General features: G+C 64.1%; 13 protein-coding genes. 2 read left to right on the plus strand and 11 right to left on the minus strand.

All coding sequences use genetic code 11. The annotated features are described in order from the left end of the window. Positions 1-144: 144 nt before the first annotated feature. The 6 genes from HV711_RS32175 to HV711_RS32200 form a co-directional block, all read right to left on the minus strand. The gene (locus HV711_RS32175; RefSeq protein WP_013590252.1) at positions 145-744 is read right to left on the minus strand and encodes a LutC/YkgG family protein; all 600 of its coding nucleotides are present in this window, start codon (positions 742-744) and stop codon (positions 145-147) included. After that, the gene (locus tag HV711_RS32180; RefSeq protein ID WP_035483622.1) at positions 731-2,122 is read right to left on the minus strand and encodes a lactate utilization protein B; all 1,392 of its coding nucleotides are present in this window, start codon (positions 2,120-2,122) and stop codon (positions 731-733) included. Before HV711_RS32180 ends, HV711_RS32175 begins: the two co-directional genes overlap by 14 nt. Then, a complete protein-coding gene (locus HV711_RS32185) occupies positions 2,119-2,862 on the minus strand; it encodes a (Fe-S)-binding protein (RefSeq protein ID WP_035483619.1) in 744 nt (247 codons plus the stop codon). The genes HV711_RS32180 and HV711_RS32185 overlap by 4 nt, the downstream gene beginning before the upstream one ends. 206 nt (positions 2,863-3,068) lie before the next feature. Continuing rightward, positions 3,069-3,797 carry a FadR/GntR family transcriptional regulator gene (locus tag HV711_RS32190; RefSeq protein WP_014971847.1) on the minus strand — a complete coding sequence of 243 codons (729 nt, stop codon included), beginning with the start codon at positions 3,795-3,797 and terminating at the stop codon, positions 3,069-3,071. An 84-nt stretch (positions 3,798-3,881) separates the two neighbouring features. After that, positions 3,882-5,051 carry a pyridoxal phosphate-dependent aminotransferase gene (locus HV711_RS32195; RefSeq protein ID WP_035483625.1) on the minus strand — a complete coding sequence of 390 codons (1,170 nt, stop codon included), beginning with the start codon at positions 5,049-5,051 and terminating at the stop codon, positions 3,882-3,884. A gap of 152 nt (positions 5,052-5,203) precedes the next feature. Further along, entirely contained in the window at positions 5,204-6,685 is a 1,482-nt protein-coding gene (locus HV711_RS32200; protein ID WP_013590257.1) for an RNA polymerase factor sigma-54, read from the minus strand. A 544-nt stretch (positions 6,686-7,229) separates the two neighbouring features. On the opposite strand from HV711_RS32200, the gene HV711_RS32205 reads away from it, so the two are divergent. Beyond that, the gene (locus HV711_RS32205; protein ID WP_013590258.1) at positions 7,230-7,568 is read left to right on the plus strand and encodes a BON domain-containing protein; all 339 of its coding nucleotides are present in this window, start codon (positions 7,230-7,232) and stop codon (positions 7,566-7,568) included. 73 nt (positions 7,569-7,641) lie between these two features. Here HV711_RS32205 and HV711_RS32210 read toward each other — a convergent pair whose 3' ends face one another. Continuing rightward, entirely contained in the window at positions 7,642-8,091 is a 450-nt protein-coding gene (locus tag HV711_RS32210) for a PA2169 family four-helix-bundle protein (RefSeq protein ID WP_013590259.1), read from the minus strand. Between the two features lie 389 nt (positions 8,092-8,480). Here HV711_RS32210 and HV711_RS32215 point away from each other — a divergent pair, with 389 nt between their 5' ends. Next, positions 8,481-8,741, plus strand: a complete 261-nt coding sequence (locus tag HV711_RS32215; protein ID WP_028359853.1) for a hypothetical protein — start codon at positions 8,481-8,483, stop codon at positions 8,739-8,741. 116 nt (positions 8,742-8,857) lie between these two features. On the opposite strand, the gene HV711_RS32220 is transcribed toward HV711_RS32215, so the two are convergent. The 4 genes from HV711_RS32220 to HV711_RS32235 form a co-directional block, all read right to left on the minus strand. Beyond that, a complete protein-coding gene (locus tag HV711_RS32220) occupies positions 8,858-9,439 on the minus strand; it encodes a membrane protein (RefSeq protein WP_013590261.1) in 582 nt (193 codons plus the stop codon). Positions 9,440-9,520: 81 nt separating this feature from the next. Continuing rightward, positions 9,521-9,865 (minus strand): DUF1488 family protein, encoded by a 345-nt coding sequence (locus HV711_RS32225; protein WP_013590262.1) that lies wholly within the window; start codon positions 9,863-9,865, stop codon positions 9,521-9,523. Continuing rightward, complete coding sequence (locus HV711_RS32230; protein ID WP_013590263.1) at positions 9,862-10,428, minus strand: DUF4142 domain-containing protein; 567 nt, start codon at positions 10,426-10,428, stop codon at positions 9,862-9,864. The genes HV711_RS32225 and HV711_RS32230 overlap by 4 nt, the downstream gene beginning before the upstream one ends. 81 nt (positions 10,429-10,509) lie before the next feature. Next, a complete protein-coding gene (locus HV711_RS32235; RefSeq protein WP_014971852.1) occupies positions 10,510-11,061 on the minus strand; it encodes a type 1 glutamine amidotransferase domain-containing protein in 552 nt (183 codons plus the stop codon). Positions 11,062-11,347 lie beyond the last annotated feature (286 nt).

Raw genomic sequence — 11,347 nt, forward strand, 5'->3', positions numbered from 1 at the left:
CCAGAAACTGGCTCCATGTTCGAGGGAAATCTTCACCGGCAGTCGGGGTATGCTTGAGTTCGCTCACTACCCGATCATGGCGCAAGTGGAGCTAAATGGATAGCCCATATGTTTATACAGTGATGATAGCAAACTCCGCGAGCGCTACAGGTTGTCCGGCAGCCACACCACCGTCAGCGAACGCACACCTTGCGCGCCGCGAATCAGCACGCCTTCTATGTCCGCGGTCGCGGAAGGCCCGGTGACGAGCGCCGCGTAACGCGCGTCGCGGAAGTCATCGCGCCGGTAGACGTCCTGCAAGCCGTCCAGCAGTTGGGCCGGATCGAGCAGCACCACCAGATGCTGCACGATATAGCCGAGCGCGTTGACCACGTATTCGCGTTCGCTGAACCACACCGAACCGGTCTCCGCGACCCCGAAACGCGCGCGCACCACGCCGACGTCGACGTCCTGCAGCGACGCGGGTTCGGTGCTCGCCGTCAGCTCGCGAGTGCCGGGCACTTCGGCCGTCGCCGATGCAACGGACACCGCTGCGCCAAAGCGTTCGCGGATCAGGCTCGCGACCTCGGACGCCGCCTGCACTTCGACGCACGTGCCGCCCATGACTTGCAATGCAGCCGTGAAGCGCGCGCGCAAATCACCGCCCGCGCCGCCCGTCGCGGCAAAGAGCGGCACGTCGGGCCGCGGCCGGGCGGCCGGTTGCGCCTGCCGCACCTTCGCGAGAAAGGCCTCACGCGTTGCCATTGCCACCTCCGCGATTTTTCTTGTACCAGGCGTGGAAGGTCTGCTTCGGCGCCTCGGGCAACTCACGCTGCCTGCCCCAGATATTCAGCGGGTTATACAGCACGAAATTCGGCAAGCGCCGCAATGCGCCGCCCATCGACGCGACGGTCGCGCGGTAAAGCGTCGGGCTCGCCAGCAGGCGCCCCGCCATCTTCAACACTTCCTGCTTCACGAACGGCACCTCATGCCGCTCGGCGATCACCGTGCGCCATTTGTAGATCTGCTCGTGAATGTTGATCTTCACCGGACACACATTCGTGCAACTGCCGTTGAGCGTCGACGCAAACGGCAACGCGCTGTAGCGCTTGAGATCGAACGTCGGGTTGATGATCGCACCGATCGGCCCGGAGTACGTACCGCCATACGACAAGCCGCCGCTGCGCCGATAAACCGGGCACGTATTCATGCACGCGCCGCAGCGGATGCATTTGAGCGAGTACCAGAAGTCCTCCATCGCGAGCCGTTCGGAGCGACCGTGATCGACAAGGATGAAATGCATCTCCGCGCCCGGACGCGGCGCGCGAAAGTGCGACGTGTATTGCGTGATCGGCGAGCCGAGCGCGCTGCGCGACAACATGCGGATGAACACGCCGAGATCCGCGACCTTCGGAATGATCTTCTCGATACCGATCGACGCGATATGCAACGGCGGCACGTTCGCCGATAGATCGGCGTTGCCTTCGTTCGTGCACACGACGACCGTGCCCGTTTCAGCCACCGCGAAATTGCAGCCCGTCATCCCCGCCGTTTTCTCGCGCACGAAATAAGGCCGCGTATTCATGCGCTGGCTTTCGGCGAGGTAGTGAATATCGCTGTTTTGCGGATCCGTGCCGATGGTCCGGCCGAACAGCTGCGCGACATCGGCGCGCAGCTTGTGCACCGCGGGCACGACCATATGACTCGGGTCCTGATGATCGAGCTGCTGGATGCGTTCGCCGAGATCCGTCTCCATTACCGTGATGCCGCGCGGTTCGAGGTATTCGCGCATCCGGCATTCGTCGGTCAGCATCGACTTGCTTTTGACGAGGGTAGTCATGCCGCGCTCGGACATGATCTGGTGCACGAGCGCGTTGTGTTCTTCCGCTGTCGACGCCCAATGCACCACCACGCCGTTCGCCTCCGCCGCCGCGGCGAACTGTTCGAGGTAGGCGGACAAGTGCGACAGCGTATGTTCCTTGATACCGGAGGCCAGTTCGCGCAGCGTCTCCCATTCAGCAATGCCGTGCGTCTGCGCATCGCGCTTCTCACGCAAATCCCACAGGCGTCTGTCGTGAAACGCGACGTGCTCCGTCTTCCTGATGAATTCGCCGGCTGCTCTCGCGTGGTCGATGCGGCTCATGCGCGCGCTCCGTTCAGCACTTGCGTAATGTGGATGAAGCGCGCGTCCGCCTTCATGCGTTCCGCGCAGCCCTGCTGATGCATCAGGCACGACATGTCGCCCGAAATGATGTATTGCGCACCTGCATTCAGATGATCGCGCACCTTGTCCTGCCCCATGCGCACGGAGACCGGCTCTTCCGTCACCGAGAAAGTCCCGCCGAAGCCGCAGCATTCGTCCGGCCGCAAGGGCGTGACAAACTCGATGCCCTTCACGCCCGCGAGCAAGGTGCGCGGTTTGGAAAACGGCTGCCCCGCGACTTCCGATATCGACGCTTCCTTCAGGTGCCGCAACGCGCTGCAACTGTTGTGCAGGCCGACGCGATAGGGAAACTCGGCCCACGGAAACTCGCGCGCGCCCACCACGTCGTGCAGAAATTCAACCAGTTCATACGCGCTTGCGCGCACCTTCCGGACTTCGTCCGTCTGCTCGATGGCGGTGAGATGTTCACGCACGTGGTGAATGCAGCTTGCCGATGGCCCGACGATGTAGTCGTAGCCGGCGAAGTTGCGCGCAAAGACGCGCTCGGCGCCGGCCGCCTCCGCATGCTCGCCGCTGTTGGCCATCGGCTGGCCGCAACAGGTCTGCTCCTGCGGGTAGTCGACCTCGATGCCGAAGCGTTCGAGCAATTCGAGGGTCGCGATGCCGACCTCGGGATAGAACGCGTCGATAAAACACGGAACAAAGAGGGCGACTTTCATGAGTTCACTGGAAGAGCATGGCGACAAGGAATGTCCGCCATGCGATTTGGCCATGCTGGTCAGCTTGGTCTGACCAAAAATATAAAGAAGTCGCCGTTGCATGTCAATCGGCACTGGAAACCGGCGTGCAGCGGCCGGGCGACCTACGCCGCCCATCGCGTCCCCAACGAGGAGTCAAGCCGGAGCGGAAGCCGCCCGCGAGAAGCCTATAGCTTCGCCGCGTCTTCCTGATAGATCTCTCGCACGAAGGCGAGGTGCCGCTCTGCCGACTTGCGCGCCTTTTGCGCGTCGCGCGCCATGACGGCGTCGTAGATCGCCTGGTGCTGGCTCATCAGCTGCTTTTCCATCGCTTCGTCGTAATCGATGAGTCGATGGTATTGCCGCATACCTTCGCGAATCAGCGTGTGAATGCCGTGCATCACATGCGCGAGCGCGATGTTATGCGTGGAGTCGGCAATAGCAAGGTGAAACGCCGCATCCAGCTCCGCGAGATTCATGCGGTCCTGCGCCTGCGAGGCCGCCTTCAACGCCTCGAACGCCGCCTTGATCTTGCGAAGATCGGCGGCGGTGGCGCGCTCGGCGGCATACACGGTGGAAATCGCTTCAAGGCCCTGGCGCAGCTCCAGAATATCCGCACTGGTACGCGGATTCTGCAAAAGCAGTTCGGCGAGCGGCCGCGAAATGATCGGCGCCGTGAGGTCGACCACCGTAAAGCCGCCGCGCCCCGACGTGGCGATATAACCATCCGACTCGAGCCGGATCAGCGCCTCGCGCAACGAAGGCCGCGACACCGCAAGCTGCGTAGCCAGATCGCGTTCAGCCGGCAGGCGGTCGCCGGGCATAAGCGTGCCGTCCGAGATCAACTGCTTGATCTGATCGGCGACGACGTCGGAGAGCCGTTTGCGCGTGAAGGACTGGATCGGGCGAAAGTGCATAGGCTGCGGCTGACAAAGCCGGATGGTTCAGGGCGGTGGCGCGGTGGATCGGCGAGCGCGGAGCGCTTGCGCATCGCGCATGAATTATACCGTCGCGACAAACGCGGCGATCCGCTTGCAAGCGTCGGCAAGACGCGCTTCGTCGACCACGAAGCCGAGGCGCACGAAGCCGTTCGCGGTCTCGCCAAAAGCGCTCGCATCGAGCACCGACACGCCTTGCGCGCGAAACAGCCGCCATGTGAAGTCCATGGTATCGAGGCCGGTGCCGCTCACGTCGACCATCATGAACATGCCGGCCTCGGGAAGCAGACAGCGCAAGCGCGGAATACGGCTCAGATGTTCGAACACGACGTCGCGGCGGCGCCGGTAAATTTCGCGCATGTCAGCGACGATGCGCGCCTTGTCCGCGAGCGCCGTCAGCGCGGCCTGCTGGATGAAACCCGGCAAGCCGTAGAGCATGGCGAGCGCGAGGCGGCCCATGTGCTCGATCAGTTGCGTCGGGCCGATTGCCCAGCCCACGCGCCACCCGGCCATGGCGTGCGATTTCGACAGACTGCCGAGCGTGACCGTACGCTCGGCCATGCCGGGCAGCGACATGATGCTCACATGTTCGCGCTCGAACGTGAGGTCGGCATAGACTTCGTCGGAGAGCACCCACAGATCGTGCTGGCACGCGAGCCGCGCGATCCGCTCCAGGTCCGCGCGCGGCATCACCGCCCCTGTCGGGTTGCACGGCGTGGCGAAGAAAATGGCCTTCGTGCGCGGCGTGATGGCTTGTTCCAGCGCATCGCAATCCAAGTGGAAGGCGCGCGCGGGGTCGACCGGCACCGGCACGAGCGTCGCGCCTGCCGCGCGCACGCAGGCTTCGTAGGTCAGGTACATCGGCTCGGGAACGATGACTTCATCGCCTGCTTCGAGCAGACACAGCGAGGTGGCAAACACGCCGTTTTGCGCGCCCGCCGTGAGGATCACGTTTGCCGCCGTGACCGCGCAACCGCTCATGCGCGCGTGTTCGGCGGCAATCGCCGCGCGCAACGGGTCGCGGCCGGACACCGCGCTGTAGTGTGTGTCGCCGCCGCGCAGCGCCTCGATGGCGCGCTCGACAATCGGCGCAGGCGTTGCGAAGTCGGGATCGCCCACGCTCAGCACGATCACGTCCTCGCCCCTGGCGGCAGCCTGCTGCGCAACGCGATGGATCTCCCACGCCGACGTGCGCCTGCCCTGCAGGCCCTCGACCCGACTCGAATACTTCATCGCGCTCACCCCGCTCGCTCATTGCAATGGAACCCGCCAATGTAATGGGGCGTGCGCGAAACGTCCAGATACGAAAAAGCGCCACGCGGGCGGACAGCCTCGCGTGGCGCGTGAGCTTCAGGCGAGCCCCTGCATCGCGGGGCCCGGCAGGTTCACACCTGGCGGCGCAACTCGGCCGGCGGCACCTTCATCAGATGACGGTACTTCGCGACCGTGCGGCGCGCGACGAGCACGCCCTGATCGGCAAGCATTTTCGCGAGCGTCACGTCGGAAAGCGGATCGCGCGTATTTTCCGCGGCGATCATTTCCTTGAGCAGCGCGCGGACGGCCGCGGCGGAACAGGTGCCGCCGCTTTCCGTGCCGAGTTCGCGCGGGAAGAAATGCTTGAACTCGAAAATGCCGCGCGGCGTCGCCATGTACTTGTTGCCCGTGGCGCGCGAAATCGTCGATTCGTGCAGGCCGAGTTCATCGGCGACATCGCGCAGCACCATTGGCTTCAGCGCGATTTCCCCATACTGGAAGAACGCCTTCTGATGCGCGACGATGCACTCAGCCACACGTTGGATCGTATCGAAGCGTTGCTGTGCATTCCTGATCAACCAGCGTGCTTCCTGAAGCTGCTGGGCGAGCGGCGAACGGCTCGCGCCCGCGGACTGCGCAAACAGCTCGGCATACATGCGGTGAATGCGCGCGCGCGGCTGCACCGCCGGGTTGATCGTGACCACCCACTTGTTGCGCACCTGACGCACGATCACGTCCGGCACCACATAGTTGTCTTCCGTGCGTCCATAGCAGTTGCCCGGCTTCGGATCGAGCTTGCGCACGAGCGCACAGGCCACGCGCAACTCTTCCGCGCTGCAGCCGATCTGCTTCTGCAATTCGGCCTGCTCGCGACGCGCGAGCCGCTCCAGATGGTGCTCGACGATCTGCCGCGCGACGTCGCGCCCGGGCGTCTCGGCGGGCAACGCATTGACCTGCAGCAGCAGGCATTCCGACAGCGAACGCGCGCCGAGACCGGGACGGTCGAGCGACTGCACGAGACGCAGCGCGACGAGCAGTTCTTCTTCCGTCAACTCGGGTTCGAGATCGACGCTATCCGCAAGATCGGCGAGGTTCTGGCGCAGATAACCGTCGTCGTCGAGCGCCTCGATGATGAAGCGCGCCACGGCGCGATCGCGGTCGTCAAGCCGGTAGAGACGCAGTGCGTCATGCAACTGCTCTCGCAAAGTGGGCTGCGAACGCGCCCATTCGGCGGGATCGCTGCCGTCGGAGTCGCCGTTCTGCCGCGCGGAACTGCGGCTGCTGTAGTCGCCGGAAAAGTCGCCCGGCATATCGTCCGGGCCGCCGCTGTCGAGCGTTTCGCTCGTCACTGCCTCGGCGGGCAGCGCATCGGGTTCGGCTGCGGCGACTGCATCGGTGGCCGGCAGCGCGCCGGCCTCGTCGCCCGGCGTGGGGGTGGCGAGCGCGACGTCTTCCGTGTCCGACGAGTCGTATTCGAGGAACGGATTGGTGTCGAGCGCGGTCCGCAATTCCTGCTGGAACTCGAGAGACGATAGCTGCAACAGACGCACCGACTGCTGCAGACGCGGCGTAAGTGCAAGAGACTGCCTTGTGCGAAGTTCAATTGAAGGCATCGTGTTGAGGTCCATTAAAAGCTGAGGTAGAGAGCACACTCAACGGAGCAACTGCCGTACCAGCTCTCGCAACACGCTGTTTTTTCTAGTCTTTGTTTTTTTGGGCTCGCGAATTGCGGGCAATTTGCGGCCTTTTCTGGCCTTTTCGGGCCTTTCGCGGCGCCCTTTTTACAAGGGAGGCGGCAAATTCCGGGCTCGCTCTGCCGGGCTTTGCGCCGCTTGCCCCCGCTTGGGCCTCACGCGTGACGCGCGGCTCGCTCATTCATCAGTCGAAAGAAGCGTTGCCGCGCGGCCCGACGCGCAGCCGCATTCAATCAGGCAGCGGGGCAGGCACGCACTTTGCGACTCGCGAGTTTGTGGACGGACGCGTGTCCTTCGCATCCCGCGCAAACCGCGCAAAGACTGCGAAGACCCGGCCGGTGTCGATAACGGGCCCTGACGGAACCGTAGCGGCAACGATCCCACGCGAGTCATCGGCGGCTTTCACCGCGATCGACCGCAGGCAACAAGACCGCAACTTTCATCAACACCCGAAGGAGAAACCATGAAGACCATCCAGTTGTTGAAGACCGCAGGCAGCATCGCCTGTCTTGCATTCGCACTGAACGCGACTGCGCAAACCGCCGCCTCGGCGCCGCCGGCTGCGTCGGAAAGCCTCGGCCAGCACCTCGACGACGGCACCATCACCACGAAGGTCAAGGCAGAACTGCTCGGCGCGAAGAACGTGAAGTCCACGCATATCCACGTGAAGACCCGCAAGGGCGTCGTGTGGCTCACGGGCACGGTGCCTTCCGCCGACGACAAAGCCGCCGCCCAGGAAGTCGTGCGCGGCGTGAAGGGCGTAGCGAGCGTGAAGAACCGCCTGAAAATCGCGGCGGAATAAGTCAGCTCGCTGCCAGCAAAAAAGCCGTCCTCGCGGACGGCTTTTTTGCATTCACACCGCCGCGAGCCGGGCGTCAGCTCTTCGCAGCATACTGGTCGCGCAGATCGCGCACACGGTCGTGGTTTTGCAGCACGCCCTGATACTGGCGCTCGACGATCGCGCGCACGTCGGCAGGCAGTTCCTTATCCAGCGCATCGCGATAGTTCTTCTTTGCGACGTCCTCGCCCTTCTCCACCTCGACGAGGATCTGATGGTCGGAGCGGTCCGTCACCGCCGACTTCACATCGACCCAGCCGCGATGCAGCGCACCGCTCACGCTGCCGCCCGATTCCGGCTTGCCGCCGAGTCGCTGAACGATGTCCTGCAGTTCGCGTGCGCCGCGCGCGCAGTCATCGGCGCGAGTGAGGAAGAGCGTTTTCAACTGGGCGTCGTGCGCGTCTTCGGCTGCCTTGCGAAAGCCCTTCTCTCCATCCTTCGACGTTTCGACGAGATCGTTCAGCACGGAAACAACGTTCGTAGCCATTCAATACCTCCAGAGTTTCGTTAATCGCGGAATCCGTCGCCGGCCTGCGCGCATCGTGCGATGCGCGTGCCGTCTGCTGTGTCATGAACTGCATGAGCAACGGGGTTCGCCCCACTCACGCATGGCGCGTGCCTGGAGCGTGGCGTCGGGGGCGCGCCTGCGGGCCGCTGACCGGGCCTGCGCATTGTTGCGAGTCAACGTAAATGTTGCGCGGCGCGACGCGCCGGAAGCCGCGCGCCCGCCCGCCGGACAAGGCGACGGAGGGTGGCATAACCGTTGCTCCTTCCGCTTGCCCCGCGCGACGTCATGCAGCGCATTACGCGAAAACCGCACGACGTACCGACGAATTGAAAAGAACGGGCAGCAACAACGACAGGGAGAACACCATCATGAACACCACCGGCGCAGAGTTTCTGGTCGCCGTCGCGATAGTTACGTCGGCGGCCGTTGTACAGATTCGCGAGCACGTGCAGCCCGATCACGGCGTCGCGACAAGCACGCCGCACAGCATCGACGCGGCGCCTTCGTCATGCGAGCCGTCTCGCAACGGCATCGTTCCGGCCGCATGCGAAGCAGCGCGCGACCAGCGTCCTGCAGAGCATGTGCCGCTGCCGTTGCCCAAACGAGTCACCACACAAGTCTGGGTGTAAGCGCAAGGGTATCCAGACAGCGAGCCGCACGGCCGTTTCCACGTTTCCCGCGTGCACAAAAGAAGGGCCCGACAAACGTCGGGCCCTTGTTGCTTTCAGACACGTCGGCTCGCGAATCAGGCGCGCTTTTCGCTGTATTCGTTCAGCGGCACGGGCTGTTTCAGCGGATCGAAGTCCGCCCAGCGGCCCTGCTGCCAGCGGCCAGTCGCCCGTTCAATGGACACGCCGCCCGCCTCCCGCAGCACACGCGCCGCCTCCAGTTGATTGTCCGGAGAGACGTGCACCGCGACCAGCACGCCGGAATCGCGCGTCTCTTCGTGAAACGGCGTGCGATGGCCCGCCTCTGGGCTCTCTCGCGTACGCCACATTGCGCCCGCGAGCGAGCCGATATACGCGCCGACGCCCGCCGCAATCACCGAGACGAGCAGCGGCGCCGAGAACGCCGCGAAGATGCCGACGCCGACGATCGCGCCCACCACCGCGCCGATCGTCACGCCGAGGCCCGCGCCTTTCGGGGCGCCTTTCGAGCCGGCGTCGGTGCTGGTGTCGCCGCCGATCGGAAACCGTGCATGCTGGCCGCGCGGATTGACGAAGAAAAGCGTAACGTCTTCTTCGACGAAGCCTGCGTTAAAGAGCTTTTGTGCCGCTTCCTCGGCGGCGGGGAAAGTCGTAAAGCGTGCTGCGACGATGAGTGACATAAGGCCTCCTTGCATCGTGATAGCGTTTTTACAGACGACGCTCGCGAACTGCGGTGCGCCTCGTGGCGAGGAGCGGCGGCGCTAGGCAGCGGTGCCGCGATCGGGTTCCATGCCCTCCACTCTGAACAGTCCACTATGCAAGATTACGCCCTCGCCGTTGTTCTGGTCGAGCGCCTCGGCGCATACCGAACGGATCCGGTTGCGGCCTTTGTCGAAGGCCTCCATCAACGCGCTTTCGAGCGGCGATTCGGCGCCGAAGTGATCTTCGAGCGCCTCGACGGTAATCGCGCAGACAACCGGTTCGCCGTCCACGCGCGCCAGGAAGCGAACCGTCAGGTTCGCGCCGTCGAAGGTCGGCTTGTCGTCGGGAAAAGTGATCTGCATAAGAGAGTCCTCATAGGCAGGCCGCGGCAGGATTGCGTTCATGATGAAGAGCCCTTCATGGTGCCGGCAAGCTGCTTCGCCATCTCGAGATGATGCCGGATGATCGGCAGCGCACGCGCCGCAGCGGCCTTCAGTTGCGGATCGGTGCCGCTCTGGCTCTGCTGCTGGAACAGATCCACCGCCCGCTGATGCGCCTCGACGCCGACCTGCTCGACGTACGCCTCGTCGAACTGCTGGCCCTTCAGCGTTTGCAGCTTGCCGACGAGCGCCGAATCGGCAGCCGGCGCCGCCGGCAGACGCTTCTTCGCCGTGAGCGCGGCCATGCTGCGCGAGAGCTTCGTGTGGTCGGCGATCATTTGCTGTGCGAACTTTTTCACACGCGGATCGCGCGAGTTCTTCAGCGCGATCTTGCTCGCTGCGATTTCGGTGGCGTCGGATTGCGAGGCGTCCTGAATGAACTGTTGGTCCGCGGGCGAGAGTTGCGTGCCCCCTGCGGGCGCATCGCTCGCCGGGGCGTCGCTTGCCTGCGCATGGACCGCGCCGGCCGACGCCACGCCAAGACCTAGCGCGACAGTCATCACTTGTAGGGAATACCGTAGTTTCATGCGTTTTCTCCCTTGCTTACGGAGCCACCGGCGCTTCTCGTGCGGCTGCCTTCGCGCTTGCGTCCAAACGCGCGGCGCTCGTCATGCCGCCTTGCGTTTCGACAGTTGCCCGATCAGCGCCTTGTTGAATGCGGGAATGTCGTCGGGCTTGCGGCTCGAAATCAGGTTGTTGTCTTCGACCACCTCCCGGTCGACCCACGTGCCGCCCGCATTGCGGATGTCGTCCTGCAGACTCGGCCAGCTCGTCAGCGTGCGTCCCTTGATGATCCCCGCGGACACGGGCAGCCACCCGCCGTGGCAGATCACCGCGATCGGCTTTTTCGCGCCGTCGGCTGCCTTGACGAACGCCTGCGCCTGCGGCAGCAGACGGATCGCGTCGCCATTGACCACGCCGCCCGGCAAGACGACCGCGTCGTAGTCGTCGGCGGTGGCCTTGTCGAACGTTGCATCCACGTCGACCGTGTCGCCTTTGTCCACATGTTTGAAGCCCTGGATCTTGCCGGGCTTCTCCGAAATCACATGCACCGTCGCGCCGGCTTCGGCGAGCGCGCGTTTCGGCTCGACCAGTTCTGCCTGTTCGAAACCATCCACTGCCAGTACCGCTACTTTCAGACCGTCGAGGCTGTTTGCCATGCGTTCTCTCCTTCGTTCGAATGCGAGGCTGCCCGCCACAAACGCGGCAGTTCCTCGTTATCAGTAACTCGTTGACCATGCGGCAGCAAGGCATGTGCCTGCGCTCGTGCGTGCCCTGCGCGCAACCTTCAGATGCGGCTGCGGAGCCCGTCGGACGGGGCGTACAGCGCCGCAGCCAATGGAATGAGCGCCTCCCACCCAGCGTCGACACCAAGGAAGGCGGCTCAGAACAATGCGCCGGTCCGAAGTGGAAGATGATGGAGGCTCCCCCAGCCAATTCGGAGAA

The organism is Paraburkholderia phenoliruptrix (genome assembly GCF_902859825.1).
Lineage (GTDB): Bacteria > Pseudomonadota > Gammaproteobacteria > Burkholderiales > Burkholderiaceae > Paraburkholderia > Paraburkholderia phenoliruptrix.

Coding starts and splice junctions, on each gene's coding strand:
- HV711_RS32175 (WP_013590252.1), bottom strand. CDS start 744: ATGGCAACGCGTGAGGCCTTTCTCGCGAAGGTGCGGCAGGCGCAACCG.
- HV711_RS32180 (WP_035483622.1), bottom strand. CDS start 2,122: ATGAGCCGCATCGACCACGCGAGAGCAGCCGGCGAATTCATCAGGAAG.
- HV711_RS32185 (WP_035483619.1), bottom strand. CDS start 2,862: ATGAAAGTCGCCCTCTTTGTTCCGTGTTTTATCGACGCGTTCTATCCC.
- HV711_RS32190 (WP_014971847.1), bottom strand. CDS start 3,797: ATGCACTTTCGCCCGATCCAGTCCTTCACGCGCAAACGGCTCTCCGAC.
- HV711_RS32195 (WP_035483625.1), bottom strand. CDS start 5,051: ATGAAGTATTCGAGTCGGGTCGAGGGCCTGCAGGGCAGGCGCACGTCG.
- HV711_RS32200 (WP_013590257.1), bottom strand. CDS start 6,685: ATGCCTTCAATTGAACTTCGCACAAGGCAGTCTCTTGCACTTACGCCG.
- HV711_RS32205 (WP_013590258.1), top strand. CDS start 7,230: ATGAAGACCATCCAGTTGTTGAAGACCGCAGGCAGCATCGCCTGTCTT.
- HV711_RS32210 (WP_013590259.1), bottom strand. CDS start 8,091: ATGGCTACGAACGTTGTTTCCGTGCTGAACGATCTCGTCGAAACGTCG.
- HV711_RS32215 (WP_028359853.1), top strand. CDS start 8,481: ATGAACACCACCGGCGCAGAGTTTCTGGTCGCCGTCGCGATAGTTACG.
- HV711_RS32220 (WP_013590261.1), bottom strand. CDS start 9,439: ATGTCACTCATCGTCGCAGCACGCTTTACGACTTTCCCCGCCGCCGAG.
- HV711_RS32225 (WP_013590262.1), bottom strand. CDS start 9,865: ATGAACGCAATCCTGCCGCGGCCTGCCTATGAGGACTCTCTTATGCAG.
- HV711_RS32230 (WP_013590263.1), bottom strand. CDS start 10,428: ATGAAACTACGGTATTCCCTACAAGTGATGACTGTCGCGCTAGGTCTT.
- HV711_RS32235 (WP_014971852.1), bottom strand. CDS start 11,061: ATGGCAAACAGCCTCGACGGTCTGAAAGTAGCGGTACTGGCAGTGGAT.